We start from the raw sequence: 19,093 nt of genomic DNA on the forward strand, positions 1-19,093 counted from the left end.
TTGTGAGGTGCGGACTCTACCAAAGTGCCATCATCGACCCAAGTACAAATGCCTTGCACCTCCACACAACATTTCCCAAGGCGTGCGGCTAAACCGAATTAATTTAAATTCCGAATGATGGCTCACTGCTATTAGTGCTAGAGTCCGCGCCGGGCAGTCAGCCCCCAATAGTCACATCGAGGCCACATGAAGCGTACCTCGGCCAATGACGGCAAATCCCGGTCTCAAGGATCATCAATGAAAGCTCTCCGCACGCTGTTCACCGTTACCGCCCTGACCGCCACACTGCTGACTTCGGGCTGTGCAAGCATCGTTGGTGACAGCAAATACCCAGTGAACGTTTCGAGCACTCCAAGCGGTGCCGACTTCACCATCAAGAACAAGGACGGAGTTGTCGTTCATAACGGTTCCACACCCAATACCGTTACCCTGCCTTCAGGTCGTGGCTACTTCAAAGGTGAGGCCTACACCATCACCTTCAAGAAAGCAGGTTATGCCGACACCAGCGCTACGCTGGAAACCAGCATGAGTGGCTGGTACTGGGGCAATCTGTTGTTCGGTGGGTTGATTGGCATGCTCGTTGTCGATCCACTCACGGGCGCGATGTACAAACTTCCCGCCGACGCTGCGGGCAATTTCGGCAGCCCACTGCCTGGTGAAGCGCCAAAGAGCCTGACACTGCTCGAAATTGATCAGCTTTCTCCAAGCGATCGAGCTGCTCTGGTCCGTATCAACTGACAGCGCTCGGCGCATCCTGCTCTACAGGATGCGCCATCCTCACCGGGGTTACTCCCGTCGCCTGAACAACGGTCGCGGCTCAATCACCGAACGCCCATACAAAACACTCATCCCGGCCAGCCCCTTGAGCGCATCTTCGGCGGACTTGTCTTCGCGCACCGCGAAGCTGTCGAACCCGCATTGACGCATGTGGCTGAGTTGATCGCGCAGGACGTCGCCGACAGCACGCAACTCGCCCGTCCAGCCCAATCGAGTGCGCAGCAAGTACGCCTGGCTGTAACCGCGACCGTCACGGAAACTCGGAAAATCGAGGGCAATCAGCGGCAGGTGTGAAAGCCACGGCTTGAGGCTTTCCACTTCATCGTCCGGCCCCAACCACACGCCCTTTTGCGGTGGACCTTCAAGCCAGCGGGCCAACGGCAGAATCACTGCACCCGTCGGCCATTCATCGTTGACGTCCCTGACCAGGGTCCATGGATCATCAGTGACAATCCGCGCCACACCCTCCTCCAGCCGCAGCACATTGTTCATGCCGACACCTCCAGCAGCTTCGAATAGACCTGCTCTTTGAAGGGTTCCAGACCGATACGCTGCAAGGTGTCGACGAACACCTCCTCGCTCTCGCGGTAATTGACGAACGTGGCGATGATCTGCTCGATCACCCCGGGCACTTCGGCGGCGCTGAAGGACGGGCCGATGACTTTGCCCAATGCGCTGCTCTTGCCCTGAGCCCCGCCGAGGGTGATCTGGTACCACTCGCTGCCGTTCTTATCGACCCCAAGAATGCCGATGTTGCCGATGTGGTGGTGGCCGCAGGCGTTCATGCAGCCGGAGATGTTCAGGCTGATGTCGCCCAGGTCATGCAGATAGTCGAGGTCTTCGAAGCGTGCCTGAATGGCTTGTGCGATGGGGATCGACTTGGCATTGGCCAGCGCGCAGAAGTCGCCACCGGGGCAGGCGATGATGTCGGTCAGCAAACCGATGTTGGCGCAACCCAGGCCCTGTTTGCAGGCCAGGCACCAGAGCGTGTAGAGATCAGCCTTCGGCACGTCGGGCAACACAATGTTCTGTTCATGGGCGATGCGAATTTCGCCAAAACCGAACTGCTCGGACCAGTCGGCCACGGCCTCCATTTGCTCGGCCGTGACATCACCCGGCGGTGAGACGATGCCCGGTTTGGTCGACAGCACCACGCTGGCGTAGCCCGGCACTTTGTGCGGCTGGACGTTGCGCGACACCCAACGGGCGAAGGCCGGGTTTTCGGACAGGCGCGTGCCGAAGTCGAGGTTGGTGTCCGCCAGAGCGCGGTAATCCGGCGGCACAAAGGCACTGGCCACGCGCTCATATTCGACGTCAGTCAACTGCGCCGGGCCGTCCTTGAGGTACTGCCACTCCTCCTCCACTTCCCGGGCAAAGGCTTCGATGCCCAGCGCCTTGACCAGAATCTTGATCCGCGCCTTGTATTTGTTGTCGCGCCGACCGTGGCGGTTGTAGACCCGCAGCACCGCTTCGACGTAGGACAGCAAATGCTGCCACGGCAACCCTTCGCGAATCTGCAACCCGAGGATTGGCGTGCGCCCCAACCCGCCGCCGACGATGACCCGCAGCAACATCTGTCCGTCGGTGCCCGGGTAAAGATAGAGGCCGATGTCATGCATCATGATCGCTGCCCGGTCCTGTTCCGCTGAGCAGATGGCGATCTTGAACTTGCGCGGCAGGAACAGGAATTCCGGGTTGATGGTCGACCATTGGCGCAAGATTTCCGCCAGCGGCCGCGGGTCGATCATTTCATCCGCCGCCACCCCGGCAAAAGCTTCGGTAGTGATGTTGCGCACGCAGTTGCCGGAGGTCTGGATCGCGTGCATTTCCACTTGTGCCAGGCGTTCGAGGATGTCCGGCACCTGAGCCAGTTCGATCCAGTTGAACTGCATGTTCTGCCGGGTGGTGAAGTGGCCGTAGCCGCGATCGTAATCCCGGGCGATGCTCGCCAGCGTGCGCATTTGCGGCGCGCTTAACGTGCCGTAAGGAATCGCCACGCGCAGCATGTAGGCGTGTTTTTGCATGTACAGGCCGTTTTGCAAACGCAGCGGCAGGAATTCTTCTTCGCTCAACTCATCCGCCATGAAGCGTTCGACCTGATCGCGAAACTGCGCGACCCGCTCAAAGACCAGGGCCCGGTCATAGTCATCGTACTGATACATGTGGCTACCTCATCAGGATTGATCGCACGCTCTGCCCTGTAGCAGCTGTCGAGCACCGCGAGGCTGCGTTCGGACGTAGCAGTCGTAAACCCTGTGCACACGGTTCACCTGACAGACCGAGTCGCTTGGTTTGACGACTGCTTCGCAGCCGAACGCAGCCTCGCGGTGCTCGACAGCTGCTACAGGGTTTGGCAGTGCTTGTGGTAGCGACTATGGACCTGCGGCGCAGCGCGTTACAGATTCACCTGAACGCTAAAAAACCGTATCAGGTTGTGGCAAACGGCCGCAGAGTTACCTCAAATCTGATCCGCATAAACTCGGTTTTTCTGAGTCTGTTTTGTTTCCGGTGGGGTTTCTACAGTGGGCGACATGCCAGTCCGGGTGGCCTGGCAAGACTTTGCAACCGTGGAAGCATTGACCATGAGCACAGCAACAATCGGACAGGCCTATAACTACAAGGTCGTCCGCCAATTCGTCGTGGCAACCGTGGTTTGGGGTGTCGTGGGGATGGCGATGGGGGTGTGGATCGCCTCGCAACTGGTGTGGCCGCAGATGAACCTCGACCTGCCATGGACCACCTTCGGCCGCTTGCGCCCGCTGCACACCAGCCTGGTGATTTTCGGCTTTGCCGGCAGCGCGCAATTTGCCGCCAGTTACTACGCGGTGCAGCGTACCTGCCAGGTGCGGCTGTTTTCGGACAAGCTCGCGGCATTCACCTTTTGGGGCTGGCAGTCGGTGATCGTGGTGATGCTGATCAGCCTGCCGCTGGGCTACACCACCACCAAGGAATACGCCGAGATCGAATTCTCCGGCGCGGTATGGATGACCGTGGTCTGGGTCGCCTACGCCATCGTGTTTTTCACCACCGTGGTGCAGCGCAAGACCAAGCACATCTACGTCGGCAACTGGTTCTTCGGCGCGTTCATCGTGGTCATCGCGATGCTGCACGTGGTCAATCACCTGGCGATTCCTGTGGACTGGTTCAAGTCCTATCCGGTGTATTCCGGGGCGACCGACGCCATGGTGCAGTGGTGGTATGGGCACAACGCGGTGGGTTTCTTCCTGACCACCGGGTTCCTCGGGATGATGTATTACTTCGTGCCGAAACAGGTCGGAAGGCCGGTGTATTCCTATCGGTTGTCGATCGTGCACTTCTGGGCGCTGATCACCCTGTACATCTGGGCCGGCCCGCACCACTTGCATTACACCGCGCTACCGGACTGGGCGCAGTCGCTCGGCATGGCCATGTCGCTGATCCTGCTGGCACCGAGCTGGGGCGGGATGATCAACGGGATGATGACGCTGTCGGGGGCCTGGCATAAATTGCGCAGCGACCCGATCCTGCGCTTTTTGGTGTTGTCCCTGGCCTTCTACGGCATGTCGACCTTCGAAGGGCCGATGATGGCCATCAAGACGGTCAACGCCCTCTCCCACTACACCGACTGGACCATCGGCCACGTGCACGCCGGCGCTCTGGGCTGGGTGGCAATGATCACCTTCGGCTCGCTGTACCACATGATCCCGAAAGTCTTCGGCCGCGAGCAGATGTACAGCACACCACTGATCAACCTGCACTTCTGGCTGGCGACCATCGGCACCGTGCTGTACATCGCCTCGATGTGGGTCAACGGCATCACCCAGGGCCTGATGTGGCGCGCGATCAACGATGACGGCACGCTGACCTACTCGTTCGTCGAAGCCTTGCAGGCCAGCCATCCGGGATTTGTAGTGCGCTTTGTCGGTGGGGTGTTCTTCCTTAGCGGCATGTTGCTGATGGCTTACAACGTCTGGCGCACGGTGCGGGTTTCGGACGTCGAAATGGCCGAACGCGACGCGCAGATTGCCTGAGGCAAGGGGGCTGAGATGATTGAGGTCGTGCTGAATGTGTTGGGTGTGCTGGCGCTTTGGCTGGCGGTTGAATACTGCCTGAAACACCAGACGGCGGAGAGCCTGGATGAAGCCAGTTTGATTCCGTTTGCCGATGACCCGGAGGTGGCGCGGCGGGTGGAATTGGCGACGGGCAAGACCGTGAAAGCCGTTGCGCCTGAAGAAGCGAAACCGGGTTGGGGCAACCTGGAAATCTGATACACCACTAAACCACTGTGGGAGTGAGCCTGCTCGCGATGGCGGTGTATCAGTCGACGTCAATGTTGACTGATACACCGCCATCGCGAGCAGGCTCACTCCCACAGGGTTGTGTGTCAGGTCAGGGGGATCAGCTACGCTCGCGGGGAATCAGGCTCTGCAACTGCTGCGCCAAAAAGTTCGCATCGAACGCAAAGGTATCCGGGTCTTTCAAGCCGTTGGTCTTGCGCCATTGCCAGCTACTGGACGGCGGCAGGCACACCAGCGAAATGCTGCCATAGCGCGCGGCCGTCAGGCCCATCACGGCCAGTGAAATCTGACCACCGGCACCCATCACATCCGGCACAAACTCCACCGGTTTACCGGCAATCACAATCGTCAGTTTCTCGGTCTTGAAGGTCGACGTTTCGACCGGAACGCTCGGCCCCGAGGCGACATACGCCTCGCGACTCACCTCCAGCAGATTCGGCGCCTGGACCGGTTCCAGCCATTGCTGGATCTGATCGAACAGCTCACCAATGCGCGTCGCCCACACGGCCGATTGCGACTCGAACAGTTGTTTCTTGTGCGCTTCGCTTTCTGCGTAATGGCGAAGCATCTCACCCAGTTGCTGTACGTCGTCCATTGCGGTGTTCCTTTGTTGAAGCGGTGCTGCGGACTTTGAGCATGGCAGATGCAAGCGGCCAGCGTACGACTAAAAGCGTGAACGGTATTGGCTGGGGGTCATGGCCAGGTATTTGCGAAAGGCACTGCCCATGTGGGACTGATGGGCGAAGCCGGCGTCCAGGGCGATGTCGGCCAGGGACAGGTCGGTGTGTTCAATCATCCGGCGTGCCGCCTGAAGCCGCACTTCAACGAGATAAGCGTGGGGTGTCAGGCCGATGGCCCGGGTGAAGTCGCGCAGAAAGCGCAGCTCGTTTTGCCCGTAGGTGGCGGCCAATTGTTCAAGGGTCAGGGGTTCGTGGAACTGCTCGGCGATCTGATCAAGCACTTGGGTGAAAACCCTGGGCGTGACACGTTGCGCGGTACTGGCCTTCGGGTTCATCAAACCAACGAACTCCACCGCCCTTTGCTCAAGCGCCAGCCTGTCCGGTTGCGGAGCGAGCAACAGACGCCGCAGTTCCCGGCCCAGCATCAGCGCGCGGCGATTACCTGAAGACTGCACACGGTGGTCAACCGCGGGTAAATGCTGATCGGCCAGCGGCTGGTTCAGACGCATCAGCAGGTATTCGCCACCGCTGGCCGATTCGGAAAACACTTCCACGCCGACCGGGGTGTAAGCCAGCACGCCAGGCAACGTATCGAAATCCACCCGGTGATCCGAATCGATGGCGTGCACGCCTTGTTGACGTTCCAGTGTTACCCCAAGGGTTTGCCACTGCACTGGGTCACGCGCGCTGTAAGCCGCCCGAGGCAAAAGCTGTAAGCAGAGTCTGCCGCCCAACAGCTCCTGGCTCAGTACCGTTGGCATGTGAAATTTCCTGATAGATCGCGATGAAGAGCCACGGGTACTCTCAAATAAGGGCATGCTCAAAAACAAAGGGTTGCCATCAACAGGAGCACGACATGCGCACCATCGGCCTTATCGGCGGTATGAGCTGGGAGTCCAGCGCCGAATATTACCGTCTCATCAATCAGCAGGTACGCGACCGGCTCGGGCCGTTGCGTTCGGCGAAAATGCTAATGTACAGCGTCGACTTTGGCCCTGTCGAACAGGCCCAGCATGCCGGGCGCTGGGACGATGCCGCGGCGATTCTGGTGGACGCGGCGCAACGGTTGCAGGCGGGTGGTGCCGATTGCGTGGTGCTGTGCACCAACACCATGCACAAAGTGGCCAGGCAGATTCAGGCAGCAATCGACATTCCATTCCTGCACATCGCCGACCCTGTCGGTCAGGCTGCCGTCGAGGCTGGCGCGCTGAAGATTGGATTGCTCGGCACAGCGTTCACCATGGAGCAGGACTTCCTCAAGGAACGCCTGATTTCGATGGGGCTGACCGTACTGGTGCCGGAGGCCGATGAACGTCAGGCCGTCCACCGGATCATCTATGACGAGTTGTGTGTCGGGGTGATCCGCGAGGCGTCACGCAAGGTCTATCAGCAGGTCATCGAATCGCTGACCCGACGCGGCGCCCAGGCCATCATCCTCGGTTGTACGGAAATCGGCTTGCTGATCAAACCCGAGCACAGCGCCCTGCCCTTGCTCGACACCACCGAACTGCATGCTCAAGCGGCGGTGGCGTTCGCCTTGGGCGAGTGACTCAACCGGCCTTGGGTGTGCGACGCAGACGCGCCATGCTCAAGGCATCCACCAGCGCGCCGTCACGCACGGCGTAGTCGCGAAACAGCCCTTCGGTGTCGAAGCCGAATTTGCGGTAGAGCCCGATGGCGGCTTCGTTGTCGGCGTAGACCGAAAGCTCGACCCGTTGCAGATTCATCCAGTTGTCGGCGACGTCCAGCGCCGCCGCCAACAGCTTCGAGCCGACGCCCTTGCCCTGCCAGGCCACCGCGACGCCCATGCCAAGATTGCCGGCATGGCTGCGGCGGATCCGTGAAAACTGTTCGAGGCCAATATTGCCGATGACCGTCCCTTGATGCAGCGCTACCAGCTGCACCACGCGCTCGTTGTCGGGCGCCAGGCGCTTGCGCCAGACTTCCGCGGACTGAAATGGCATTTGCAGCACCTGACGGGTAATGGCCGGGTCGTTGTAGAGCGCGGTAATGCCGTCGATGTGGGATTCGTTGAAACGTTCGAGGGAAATGACAGCGTCAGTGGCGGGCATGGGTGATTCATCCTTGAGACAGACATGGCCGCCCACTCTATACCGCCGCAGGTTGTTCGAACCACTCCCGTCGCTCTTCGAAGGTGTTCTGAATCAACTCGACGATCATCTGCACTTGCGCTGCCCCCTCGGACTCGGCATTGACCGCCATCCACACCTGACGCTGCATCGGTTGACCGAACAGCCCCGGCAATTCAATCAGGCCGCGGTCGAAGCGGCTGATGTAGCCGGGCAGCAGGCCAATGCAGGCGCTGCAACGGATCATCTCCAGCATCAGCTGATAGGAATGCAACTGCACCACCCCAGCCAGACGCTGGTCCACTAGGGTATTCCATGGCCGAAAACAGTCGACCTGACGGTCATGCTGCCATTGCACCAGCAGGAAATCCGCCAGGTCATCGAGGTTGTCAGGGCGGGATGCGACCCGTGAATAACGTTTGGCGATGTGGGGCAGGTAGTCGAGCCGTGCCAGACACCGGGGCTCGCTGACAGCAAAACTCGGGCCCGGCAGCAGTGAGTCGGTGCCGGCCAGCCACAGCACCACATCGGCACTGACCGCTTGCAGGGAGAGTTCGCTGTCCAGGGTGATGATGTCCAGGCGCACGCTGGCGTTGCGCCGCAACAGAGCCACCAGATCGCGACCGAGAATGTCATGCAGGATCGATTCGGCGACGGCCAGGCGAATCAACGGTTGTTCGATCACCGGCAAGTCGCGCTCGTGGGCCAGGGCAATCAACTGCGATTGCAGCTGCAATCCGTCACGACTGAGGGCCACACCATTCTCTGAGTGGCTGAACAGCGAACACTGCAGGTGCGCTTCAAGTTGCGCCAATTGTTTGCGCAGTTGGGTGGCCTTGATATTGAGACTGCGGGCTGCCTGCATGAAACAGCCGCAACGGGCACTCACCCGAAAAGACTGCGCCAACACCGGATCGATCCCTGCCGCCAGTGTGCGCCAGGGTGAAGTTTTTTCTACGGGTGAGCGGTACTTGGCAACTTGCTGATGACCTGTGGTTTCCATGAATGGCATCGCTGACTCCCTGTCGATCTGTCCTTGAAAGCTTCATCCTGCGCAGGGTTTATGAACCTGATGTGACGCTCAGGGCAGAAAATCGATTCAGCCTCCGGGGGTTTGCCGGAAGCTCACCGCCAGGCGATTCCAGCTGTTGATCGTGGTGACGGCGATGGTCAGGTCGACCATCTCGCCTTCGCTGAACTGCTCCCGCGCCTGCGCGTAGACCTCGTCTGGCACATGGCTCTCAGAGAGCAAGGTGACGGCTTCGGTCCAGGCCAGCGCCGCACGTTCTCGCGGGTTGAAGAAGCCGCTGTCGCGCCAGACCACGATCGAATACAACCGACGGTCAGTCTCGCCCAGGCGCCGGGCATCCACCGAGTGCATGTCGGTGCAGAAGGCGCAGCCATTGAGTTGCGAGGCACGGATCTTGATCAAGTGCAGCAAGGCCGGCTCGATGCTGAGGTTGCTGGTCAAGGCCTCCATGGCAATCATCGCTTTCATCGCTTTGGGCGATGCGCTGTAGTAGTCCAGTCGGGGGTTCATGGAGTGACCTCGTGGATCGAATGTGTGCCCCCCAAGGTAGGCGTTGATACGCAGGCGTTACAGGTCCAATTCTACGAAATACCCGTGGACCACTCAGGCACCAGACCAATTGGAGGTTTTTCGCCCACGCAACTTTTGCGCAGGCGCTCATGCGGGTAATCTGGCCCGACGCACACGCGCTTCAATCGCCCCAGGAGCTTCGCCGGTATGGAACTTCACGTTGTCATCAACGGCCGCAAGGACCTGGCAGGCCAGTTGTATAACCAACTGCGCAGCGCCATCGAATCCGGCCGCCTGGCAGCCGGGACACAGCTACCGCCCAGTCGTTTACTCGCTGAACAATTGGGCATTTCCCGCAAAACCATTTCCGACACCTACACGCAACTGACCTACGAGAACTTCCTCACCGGGGTCATCGGCAAAGGCACCTACGTCAACGCCCGACCGGCGAAAGTTACCCGTAAACAGAGCCATTCGGAGTTGGCCAGTGCCGAGGTCATCGAGTCCTGGCGCAACCTGCCGGTATTTCTGCGCCATCCGACGCTGGAAGGCTCGTTACGCTACGACTTCATCGGCGGCGCCACCAGCAAGGGCCAGTTTCCCCAGGATGACTGGCGGCGCTGCACCGCTCATGCCTTGCGCCAGATCTCCGCTTCCAAGGGTTTCTACAGTCTGCCCGAAGGCCTGCCGGCGCTGCGCAATGCGATCGCACGGCACATCGCGTTTTCCCGCGGGGTCAATTGCCAGGACGAAGACGTGGTGGTGTGCAACGGCGCGCAACAGGCACTGGACCTGATCTCCCGGGTGCTTACGCGTCCCGGCAGCCTTGTCGCCATGGAAGACCCCGGCTATCCGCCCGCACGCCTGTTGTTCGGCACCCACGGCGCGACGGTAATCGGCGTCCCGGTGGATGCCGAAGGCATTCAGGTGGACAAAATCCCCCTTGGCACCCGGCTGATTTACGTCACGCCGTCCCACCAGTTCCCGCTCGGCATGCCGATGAGCCAGGCGCGCCGGGTGGCGCTGCTGGAGCGGGCCCATGAGTTGGGCGCGATCATCATCGAGGACGATTACGACAGCGAATTCCGCTACGAAGGCCGGCCTACCGACTCGCTGCAAAGCATGGATGAACGCGGCATCGTCGCCTACGTCGGGACCTTTTCGAAGACCCTGCTGCCCGAGTTGCGCCTGGGTTATGCGATTCTGCCGCCAGCGATTCTCGACGCGGTCATTCGCGCCAAGCAGCTCACCGACCTGCACACCTCAACCCTGCCTCAATGGGCGCTGGCCAAGTTCATCGCCGAAGGTTGCCTGCTCAAGCACATCCGGCGCTGCCATACGATCTACGCCGGGCGCCGCGAACGGATCCTCGCGCGCATGGCTGGCGATCTTTCACCGTGGCTCGAGGCGGTCCCGACCACCGCCGGGTTCCACATGGTGGTTATGTGCAAAGTGTCTATCGATATTCCATTGGTGATTGAGCTGGCAAAAAAAGTCGAAGTCGGGGTGTATCCCATCGACAGCTTTTTCTATCAGCAAGCGCCGCAGTCCGGGCTTTTCCTGGGTTTTGGCGCCATCGAAACCCTGGACATCGACATCGCCCTGGACCGCCTGCGGGACATCTTGCAGCAGGTCGCCTGACAGATTGGTCTGCGTTTTTATCCCGCGATTGGCTATTGGTGGTCCGGGGATGCAGGCCTATCCTGCATAAGCGTTATCCCTCAATGAGCAGGATTCGTCCGGCCTGATTCAGGAGTGTGAGCAATGTCCAACGAAGTGATCAATACCGTTAAGGTGCAGGCCGCCGCCGGCCGCTCGGACGAACTGGGCAAGCAACTGCAAAAAATTGTCGACACCCTGCGCGAACTACCGGGCTGCGACTCCTATATGGTCGACCGCTGCCCCGAGGACGACAACCGCTGGACTGTCAGCGCCCGCTGGCAATCGGAAGCGGCCATGCAAATGCATTTCAACTGCCCTGAAGTACAAGGCTTTATCGGCCTGATCGACAGCCGTCTGGCCAACAGCGTCGACTTCAACAGCTTTCCTATCGTTTAAAAATTAGGTCGCCGTCTTCGGCCACTCCTACAGGGCAATGGGTACCTCTGCAGGAGTGGCTGGAGGCGGCGATCTTGTTTTTTCAACGCGCATGATTGGTCCCCTCGCCTTCACGAAAATTGGCTGTTTGATTGGCCTGGGCCGAGACTTACTGTGGTCCCTGACAACTAACCACAGCAGGTGATAACCCATGAACGCCTTCCGCTACTGCGCTGCGCCCCTCGCCGCCCTGGCCCTGACCGTTTCCGCCGCGGCATTCGCCCACGACCCTTCGGAAAAAGTCACGGTGTTGCAGGACCAGATGCTGACAAACGTGCCGGGTAAAAAAGCGCTGATGATCGAAGTCGATTACAAACCCGGCCAATCGTCCATCGCCCACAAGCACGAGGGCACGGCCATGGCTTACGTCCTTTCGGGAGCAATCACTTCCCAGGTCAAAGGTGAAAAGGCGATCACTTACAAGGCCGGTGAATACTGGTACGAACCGGCCGGGTCGGAGCATTTGGTCTCGAAAAATGCCAGTACCACCAAACCTGCCAAACTGTTGGTGTTTATGGTGTTAGCGCCAGAAGAAAAAGTATTGATCCCTTTGGAAAACTGATAGCTGTCGCGCCAGCCATAAATAAACAGGCTCGAATTAAGCATTCGGGCCTTTTTATTTCCCGGCGTCATTAACCGGCGCCTTTTAAACCAAACAAAACTAGTGACCACCTGACAAGTGCGGTGATTGGCTATTTCTTTGGGCAACGACAGGTTTAGTCTGGAATTTCCGCCGACTGTGTCCGGCCTATTAACTTTCCGACTCAAGTTGTTTCACGGGAGAAACACCATGAAACTTGCACTTGTCAGTACCTTGACGATAACGGCTCTTTTAACAGGTTGTTCAATACCCACTGCACCGAAGGCTGTTTCTTCGCTCGACGGTATTTTCACCGAGCCGGTGGGCCGCAGCAGTGCCACGCATGTCACCAATGGCAGCAACGTGTCTCTGGGCATCGTCTACAGCCGCAACACTCAAACCAACCGCGCCTACCTTCAGGACTACCAGGCCAACGCCGGCACCGGCTTCGGCCAGAGCCTGCTGGTGCAGTCGATTCACGACGCCTACGTCGCCACCTCCAAACCGGACATGGCGGTGGACTGGGTCAAAGCGTCCTTGCAACGTCAGTTTGGCTCGGTGACGGTGTACCCGGACATGCAAAGTCTCAGGGCCGCTAAACCGGACGTGGTCGCCATTGTCGACACGCGCAGTCAATTGATGACATCGCGCAGTTCGGATATCAGCGCGAATGTCAGCGCAGCATTCTACGATACTAACTTTAACTACATCGGCACTGCGCAAGGGCATGACGCTAAAGAACTGAGCCCGGTATGGGCGGACTATAAACGCAGCGAAGAGATAGTTGCCGATATTAACGAACAGCAGAATGTGCAAGTCAGGGCTTTGCAGAAGTTTGACCAGTCGCTCAGTAATTTATTGACCAGGCCGACAGATAAAGTGTCGATGGTCGATAACACAACAGGTCGGAAGTTGTATTGAAGCTAATGCCCTCATCGCGAGCAGGCTCGCTCCCACATTTGAAATGCATTCCAATGTGGAACGAGCCTGCTCGCGTTGAGGCCAGAACTGACAACACAAAACCCTCAGATAAAAAAGCCCCGCCTCTCTCGAGACGGTTTTTTATCATTCACCGCTGATGAACTCTTAACGACTCGGGCCATAGGACTTTTTCAGCACGTTTTGGTGGCGGAGTCCACTGTCAAATCTGACAGTAGACAGCGCCAAACTATCTACCTCTTAATTAACCGGCCGAGCAAGTCTATTTTCATCGAGAAGGGATTAAACATGATTACTAAAATCGAGTCAGCTCAACGCACCGAAGGTACGTTTTCTATCAAGTCAGGTGAACTCAGCTTACTGCCCGACTATGTTTACCTGCAGCACGTCAAAGCCGGCTTTGGCATTGGATGCAGACGATCCAACGAAAATCGGGATTTTTGGTTTGGCATTTCCTTGTCTACCGATCTCCCGTCAGGAAACCATACTTACAAAATCAGTGATCTGAAACTGAAATATGTATTCGTCGAAAATTTCTACTTCGAAGAGGACTCGAACCAGATTGTTTACAATGCGATCGATGGAGAAGTCACGTTCACCTACAATCAACAGCTAGAAACTGCGGTCGGATCATATTGGTTCACAGTCAAAAACAACAGCACCGAAGTCAATGAGCCGCCCTTTAAAATCAGCGGCAAATTCGATTTAAAGGGCAACAATGATGGATCCTTGCCATAAAACCCTTTCCATAAGATTAAAAAAAAGCCCCGCCTCTTTCGAGACGGGGCTTTTTCATTCAGCGCCTGATCAGGCAGCCGGCTCCAACTCAGCGCTGGCAGTAACAGCGGCAGCGACAGGCACTACCGCTTGACCGCTCAACGCCAGATCCAGCAACTCACGGTTGGCTACCGCATACATGGCGTAATCAGTGCCGCTGGCGGCACGGATTTCTACCAGCATGGCGCGCCAGCGTTCGATCATGCCTTCGTGCTCTTCCATCCACAGCTCCAGACGGGTTTCCACGTCTTGAGTGCCGTCGCCCTGTTGCAGGACGGAGATGGTGATCGCACGTTGTTGCCAGTCGACGTCATCGCGGAACGCTTCACGGGCCAGGGCCTGCCAGTTGTTTTCAACCGGCAGAGCGCTGATCTGTTGCAGGTACCAGGTGATGTCCAGCGCGCTGCCCACGGCGAAGTAAGCCTTCGCCACGTCGGCTGCGTTCTGACCGGTCACGTCGGACGCTTCGATGATCGGCAGCAAGGTGTACAGGTGAGTGGTGCCTGCAACCATGCGTGCCAGCAACTCAGGAACGCCAGCCGCGACGTAGGCCTGATAACGGGTCTGCCAGCCTTCGCGGGTCGGGCCTTCCAGCAGTTCGTCGAGCTTGAGGCCCAGCGCTGCCAGATGTGGACCGAAGTGCGCGACGTCACGGGCAGCATTCTGCTCGTTGCGACGGCTGCGCAAGAACCAGCGCGTAGCGCGACGGCCTAGACGCATCAACTCGTCCATCAGTTCCAGTTGCACGTCAGCGGAAACCTGGTAGTCCAGGGCTTCGATCTGACGGAACCAGTGTGGGAGATGGAAGATGTCACGCACGATCACATAAGCACCGGCCACGTTCGCCGGGCTCATGCCGGTCGACTCTTTGAGTCGTTGAACGAAGGTGATACCCATGTGGTTGACCAGATCGTTAGCGATCTGGGTGCTGACGATTTCACGCTTCAGACGGTGACGGCGCATGGCGTCGGAGAACTTGCTCACCAGGGTCGGCGGGAAAGCGGTTTCCATGTCGCGCGTCAGGTAATCGTCGTCCGGTACCTGAGAATTGAGCAGCGCTTCCTTGAGGTCGATCTTGCTGTAGGAGATCAGCACCGACAGCTCGGCACGGGTCAGGCCATGGCCTTCCGCGAGGCGCTCGTTGATTGCCTCTTCAGCCGGCAGGAACTCGATGGCGCGATCCAGCTTGCCGCGGCCTTCCAGATCGTTCATCAGACGCTTGTATTCGGCGATCCGCACGAAGGCACGGCGCGCTGCCAGGGACAGGGCCTGAGTCTGCTTGTAGTTGTTGCCGAGCACCAGGTTGCCGACTTCGTCGGTCATGCTCGCCAGCAACTGGTTACGTTGCTTGTCGGTCATGTCACCGGCGTGAACCACTTCGTTCAGCAGGATCTTGATGTTTACTTCGTGGTCGGAGCAGTCCACACCACCGGCGTTGTCGATGAAGTCGGTGTTGGAACCGCCGCCATTGAGGCCGAATTCGACACGACCCAGTTGGGTCATACCGAGGTTACCGCCCTCGCCCACGACTTTGCAGCGCAGTTCGTTGCCGTTCACGCGCAGTGCATCGTTGGCCTTGTCGCCGACATCGGCGTGGCTTTCGCTGCTGGCTTTGACGTACGTACCGATACCGCCGTTCCACAACAGATCCACCGGTGCCTTGAGCAAGGCATTCAGCAGTTCGGTCGGGGTCAGCTTGTCAGCCTGAATGTCGAAGCGCTCTTTCATCTGCGGGGAAATCGCGATGCTTTTCGCGCTACGGGAGAAGATCCCGCCGCCTTCGGACATGATGCTGGTGTCGTAATCCGACCAGGCCGAACGCGGCAGGTCGAACAGGCGCTGACGCTCGGCGAAGCTGTTGGCTGGCTCCGGGTTCGGGTCGATGAAGATGTGCAGGTGGTTGAACGCTGCGACCAGTTGCAGCTTGTCGGACATCAACAAGCCGTTACCGAACACGTCACCGGCCATGTCGCCGACGCCGACCACCGTGATGTTGTCTTCCTGAACATTAATGCCGCGTTCGCGGAAGTGACGTTGTACGCCAACCCACGCGCCCTTGGCGGTGATGCCCATTTTCTTGTGGTCGTAACCGGCCGAGCCGCCCGATGCGAACGCATCGCCGAGCCAGAAGCCGTAGTCGATGGCGATACCGTTGGCGATGTCGGAGAAGGTTGCAGTGCCCTTGTCCGCTGCCACTACCAGGTACGGGTCATCGTCGTCATGACGCACGACGTTGGCCGGCGGTACCAGCGCGCCGTCTTTCAGGTTGTCGGTGATGTCCAACAGGCCCGAGATGAAGATGCGGTAGCAGGCGATGCCCTCGGCCGCGATCTCGTCACGGCTGCCGCCCAGTGGCAAGCGACGCGGCAAGAAGCCGCCCTTGGCGCCCACCGGGACGATGACCGAGTTCTTCACTTGCTGGGCTTTTACCAGGCCCAAGACTTCGGTGCGGTAGTCTTCTTCACGATCAGACCAGCGCAGACCACCTCGAGCAACGTTGCCGAAGCGCAGGTGCACGCCTTCGACGCGTGGCGAGTAAACGAAGATTTCGAACTTCGGTACTGGCTTCGGCAGCTCTGGAATCTGGTGCGGGTTGAACTTGAAGCTGAAGTAGGACTTGTTCTGACCGTGCGCGTCGGTCTGGTAGAAGTTGGTCCGCAGGGTGGCCTTGATCAGGTCCAGGTAGCGACGCAGGATACGGTCTTCGTTCAACACCTGGACGTCGTCCAGTGCGCTCAGAATCGCGTGTTCCAGACGTTGCTGCTTGTCTTCCAGATCGTCAGTACCGAGCTTGCGGGCCAGGTAGAAACGGGTTTTGAACAACCGGGTCAACTCGCGAGCGATGTCGGTGTGGTTGTTCAGGGTGCTGGCGATGTAACCCAGGTCGAAGCCCAGGCGGATCTGCTTCATGTAACGGGCGTAGGCACGCAGCAGCGCGACATCGCGCCATGGCAGGCCGGCGGTCAGCACCAGGCGGTTGAACGCATCGTTCTCGGCATCGCCGCGCACGATGTGGACGAACGCGTCCTGCAAGGTGTCGTTGAGTTGCTGGATGTCGAGTTCCAGGCCTTCAGCGGCGGTGAACGCGAAATCGTGAATCCAGAACTCGCGGCCACTGTTGTGACGCAGGCGATACGGGAATTCACCCAACACGCGCAGGCCGAGGTTTTCCAGGATCGGCAACACGTCGGACAGTGCCAGCGGGGTATCGGCGTGATACAGCTTGCAGTGCAGCTCGCGCTGACCGGAGACCTGACCCAGTGGCTGATAGAAGCTCATCACCAGCGGATTGGATTCTTTCAGGCTCAGCAGGTGCTGCATGTCGACCACAGCCGAATGCGCGGCGAAACGCTCGCGGTAACCGGCCGGGAAGCCTTTCGGGAAGTCGGCCAACACGTTGGTGCCGTGGGCTTCGCCGAAGGTTTCGACGGTCAGGGCCGAGTAGTCGTCCTGCCAGCTGCGGCAAGCCTGGATCACTTCGTTTTCCAGCTGCTGCGGGTCGATGTCCAGACGGTTTTTCGGATCGACACGCAGAATCAGCTGCACGCGGGCCAGCACGGACTCGGAGAAGAAGGTCCAGAACTCGCAGTCCGAGGCTTTCAGGCGATCCATCAGCACTTGCTGGATCTTCTGGCGCACTTCGGTGGAGTAGATGTCACGCGGCACGTAGGCCAGGCAGTAGCAGAAGCGGCCGTACGGGTCTTTGCGCAGGAACACGCGAATCTTGTTGCGTTCCTGGATCTGCACGATCGACATCACGGTGGCAAACAGCTCGTCGACCGGGGTCTGGAACAGGTCGTCGCGCGGCAGCACTTCAACCACCTGGGCCAGTTCCTTGCCCAAGTGAGCCTTGGCCTGGAAGCCGGAACGGCGTTCGATTTCTTCGACCTTGCGGCGGATGTACGGGATGACCCGCACGCTCTCGCCATACACCGAGGAGGTGTACAGGCCCATGAAACGGCATTCCTTGATGACGTTGCCGTCGGCGTCGATTTCACGGATCGACACGTAATCCGGGTAAGCCGGACGGTGTACACGGCTTGGGTGCGCAGCCTTGGCGAACGACAGCAGGGTCGGTTCGCGCAGGTAGTTCACGGCGTAGTCTTCGATGCGCAGGTCATCGTAGGTCAGGCCGGTGCGCAGCAATTTGGTCAGGCCGAGGAAGGAATCCTGGTCGTAGACGATGTGGCCGCCATCGGTTTCATCGCGAACCACGAATTCTTCATAGCCCAGGAAGGTGAAGTGGTTGCCCACGAGCCATTCCAGGAAGCTTTTGATTTCGGCTTTTTCTTGCGGATCAACCTTGAACTGGCTGTTGTCCAGGCCGGTGAGGATCTCCTGGACCTTGGCTTTCATCGGTTCGAAATCGGCGACCGCAACGCGGACTTCACCGAGAACCTGTTCCAGTTCCTTGCTCAGGACATTCAGTTCGGCCGGGTTGGCGCAACGGTCGATTTCCAGGTACATCAACGACTCTTGCAGCACGTCGTCGCCCTGGGTGCCTTTCGGCAGGATTTCCAGCAGCTCGCCCTTGCTGCCGCGACGTACGCTCAGCACAGTGGTTTGCAGGGTATGGATGCTGTAGCCGCGACGGTTCAGCTCGGTGCGTACCGAGTCCACCAGAAATGGCAGGTCGTGGTGCAGCACTTCGACCGCGGTGTGGGTCGACTGCCAGCCGTGGCGTTCGTAATCGGGGTTGTAGACGCGCACTTGCGGTTGCGCGTGATCGAAGCGCTCAAGCAGGCGCCACGCAGAAAGGGTGCAGCCGGCGAGGTCGGACAACCGACGCTGGGTCAGCTCGTCCAGGGAAATGATGCCGAAAAATTGTTCCGCGAACAGCGCCACTTGTGGCAGTGCCTGTTCACTGATGTGCTGGGCCAGTGCCGCTTGCAGTTGGTGCTGGAAGTCGGCTTTGCTGGCTGCGGTGAAGAACGCCATCTGTGGTACTCCGCTTGGGCTTGTTATTGATGGAAGCGTCGCGTGCAAACCCCTTTCGGGGCAATCCGTCACCCTGTTCCTGATTCTCGGGCAGAGGAAACAGGATGACAGGTGGGTGAAGCTGGACGAGACACTCAGGTCACATTCACCTTCCATGAATGGGCATCTGCAAAAACGACTGGGCAAGGTGCAGCGCAATGCCTTTACAGGTGCTCATCCGTTGCGCAGCTTAACCAGTGCGGCAAGCCCCGTGCTTGCAGCGCTGCGACATATTCGGTCATCGGTACGCAGCTTGCGCCTTGTGCATCGAACAACACTAGCAGCCGCACGGTAAAACGGGGGGTTTAAGCCCGGTTTTGCGCCACATCCGTACCAAAAATGACCAGCAACACCCCAGA

Annotated in this window: 17 protein-coding genes; 9 read left to right on the top strand and 8 right to left on the bottom strand. The window is 58.9% G+C overall.

Features of this window, described 5'->3' with window-relative positions:
• The first annotated feature begins 237 nt into the window (after positions 1-237).
• Positions 238-738, top strand: a complete 501-nt coding sequence (locus QF010_RS14335) for a hypothetical protein (protein WP_033054696.1) — start codon at positions 238-240, stop codon at positions 736-738.
• A 48-nt stretch (positions 739-786) separates the two neighbouring features.
• On the opposite strand, the gene QF010_RS14340 is transcribed toward QF010_RS14335, so the two are convergent.
• The gene (locus tag QF010_RS14340; RefSeq protein ID WP_429533360.1) at positions 787-1,269 is read right to left on the bottom strand and encodes a DUF934 domain-containing protein; all 483 of its coding nucleotides are present in this window, start codon (positions 1,267-1,269) and stop codon (positions 787-789) included.
• Positions 1,266-2,939: a nitrite/sulfite reductase gene (locus QF010_RS14345; RefSeq protein ID WP_429533361.1), complete on the bottom strand. Its 1,674-nt coding sequence runs from the start codon at positions 2,937-2,939 to the stop codon at positions 1,266-1,268. Before QF010_RS14345 ends, QF010_RS14340 begins: the two co-directional genes overlap by 4 nt.
• 420 nt (positions 2,940-3,359) lie before the next feature.
• On the opposite strand from QF010_RS14345, the gene ccoN reads away from it, so the two are divergent.
• Positions 3,360-4,787, top strand: a complete 1,428-nt coding sequence (gene ccoN, locus QF010_RS14350) for a cytochrome-c oxidase, cbb3-type subunit I (RefSeq protein WP_033055198.1) — start codon at positions 3,360-3,362, stop codon at positions 4,785-4,787.
• A 15-nt stretch (positions 4,788-4,802) separates the two neighbouring features.
• Positions 4,803-5,024, top strand: coding sequence for a cbb3-type cytochrome c oxidase subunit 3 (locus QF010_RS14355; protein ID WP_429533362.1), 222 nt, complete (start codon positions 4,803-4,805; stop codon positions 5,022-5,024).
• A gap of 130 nt (positions 5,025-5,154) precedes the next feature.
• Here the strand turns inward: QF010_RS14355 and QF010_RS14360 are convergent, their stop codons facing one another.
• Positions 5,155-5,649 carry a hypothetical protein gene (locus QF010_RS14360; protein ID WP_033054692.1) on the bottom strand — a complete coding sequence of 165 codons (495 nt, stop codon included), beginning with the start codon at positions 5,647-5,649 and terminating at the stop codon, positions 5,155-5,157.
• 69 nt (positions 5,650-5,718) lie between these two features.
• Complete coding sequence (locus tag QF010_RS14365) at positions 5,719-6,495, bottom strand: helix-turn-helix domain-containing protein (RefSeq protein WP_429533363.1); 777 nt, start codon at positions 6,493-6,495, stop codon at positions 5,719-5,721.
• 95 nt (positions 6,496-6,590) lie between these two features.
• Between QF010_RS14365 and QF010_RS14370 the strand changes: the two genes are divergently transcribed.
• Positions 6,591-7,283 (top strand): aspartate/glutamate racemase family protein, encoded by a 693-nt coding sequence (locus QF010_RS14370; protein ID WP_429533364.1) that lies wholly within the window; start codon positions 6,591-6,593, stop codon positions 7,281-7,283.
• A gap of 1 nt (position 7,284) precedes the next feature.
• Here QF010_RS14370 and QF010_RS14375 read toward each other — a convergent pair whose 3' ends face one another.
• The 3 genes from QF010_RS14375 to QF010_RS14385 form a co-directional block, all read right to left on the bottom strand.
• A complete protein-coding gene (locus QF010_RS14375) occupies positions 7,285-7,806 on the bottom strand; it encodes a GNAT family N-acetyltransferase (RefSeq protein ID WP_033054686.1) in 522 nt (173 codons plus the stop codon).
• 37 nt (positions 7,807-7,843) lie between these two features.
• A complete protein-coding gene (locus QF010_RS14380) occupies positions 7,844-8,836 on the bottom strand; it encodes a LysR family transcriptional regulator (protein ID WP_429533365.1) in 993 nt (330 codons plus the stop codon).
• Positions 8,837-8,923: 87 nt separating this feature from the next.
• Positions 8,924-9,364, bottom strand: a complete 441-nt coding sequence (locus QF010_RS14385; RefSeq protein ID WP_429510106.1) for a carboxymuconolactone decarboxylase family protein — start codon at positions 9,362-9,364, stop codon at positions 8,924-8,926.
• A gap of 207 nt (positions 9,365-9,571) precedes the next feature.
• Between QF010_RS14385 and pdxR the strand changes: the two genes are divergently transcribed.
• The 5 genes from pdxR to QF010_RS14410 all read left to right on the top strand — a co-directional run bounded on the left by pdxR (position 9,572) and on the right by QF010_RS14410 (position 13,718).
• Positions 9,572-11,005, top strand: a complete 1,434-nt coding sequence (gene pdxR / locus QF010_RS14390) for a MocR-like pyridoxine biosynthesis transcription factor PdxR (protein WP_429510108.1) — start codon at positions 9,572-9,574, stop codon at positions 11,003-11,005.
• A gap of 123 nt (positions 11,006-11,128) precedes the next feature.
• Positions 11,129-11,422 (top strand): putative quinol monooxygenase, encoded by a 294-nt coding sequence (locus tag QF010_RS14395; RefSeq protein ID WP_008150809.1) that lies wholly within the window; start codon positions 11,129-11,131, stop codon positions 11,420-11,422.
• Between the two features lie 190 nt (positions 11,423-11,612).
• The gene (locus QF010_RS14400) at positions 11,613-12,023 is read left to right on the top strand and encodes a cupin domain-containing protein (protein WP_429510110.1); all 411 of its coding nucleotides are present in this window, start codon (positions 11,613-11,615) and stop codon (positions 12,021-12,023) included.
• 228 nt (positions 12,024-12,251) lie between these two features.
• On the top strand, positions 12,252-12,962 hold the full coding sequence (locus QF010_RS14405) for an ATPase (protein ID WP_429533366.1): 711 nt from the start codon (positions 12,252-12,254) through the stop codon (positions 12,960-12,962).
• Between the two features lie 306 nt (positions 12,963-13,268).
• The gene (locus QF010_RS14410) at positions 13,269-13,718 is read left to right on the top strand and encodes a hypothetical protein (RefSeq protein ID WP_429533367.1); all 450 of its coding nucleotides are present in this window, start codon (positions 13,269-13,271) and stop codon (positions 13,716-13,718) included.
• Positions 13,719-13,787: 69 nt separating this feature from the next.
• On the opposite strand, the gene QF010_RS14415 is transcribed toward QF010_RS14410, so the two are convergent.
• A complete protein-coding gene (locus tag QF010_RS14415) occupies positions 13,788-18,695 on the bottom strand; it encodes an NAD-glutamate dehydrogenase (protein WP_033054676.1) in 4,908 nt (1,635 codons plus the stop codon).
• Positions 18,696-19,093 lie beyond the last annotated feature (398 nt).

It is taken from the genome of Pseudomonas silensiensis, assembly GCF_050434865.1.
Taxonomy (GTDB): Bacteria; Pseudomonadota; Gammaproteobacteria; order Pseudomonadales; family Pseudomonadaceae; genus Aquipseudomonas; species Aquipseudomonas fluorescens_W.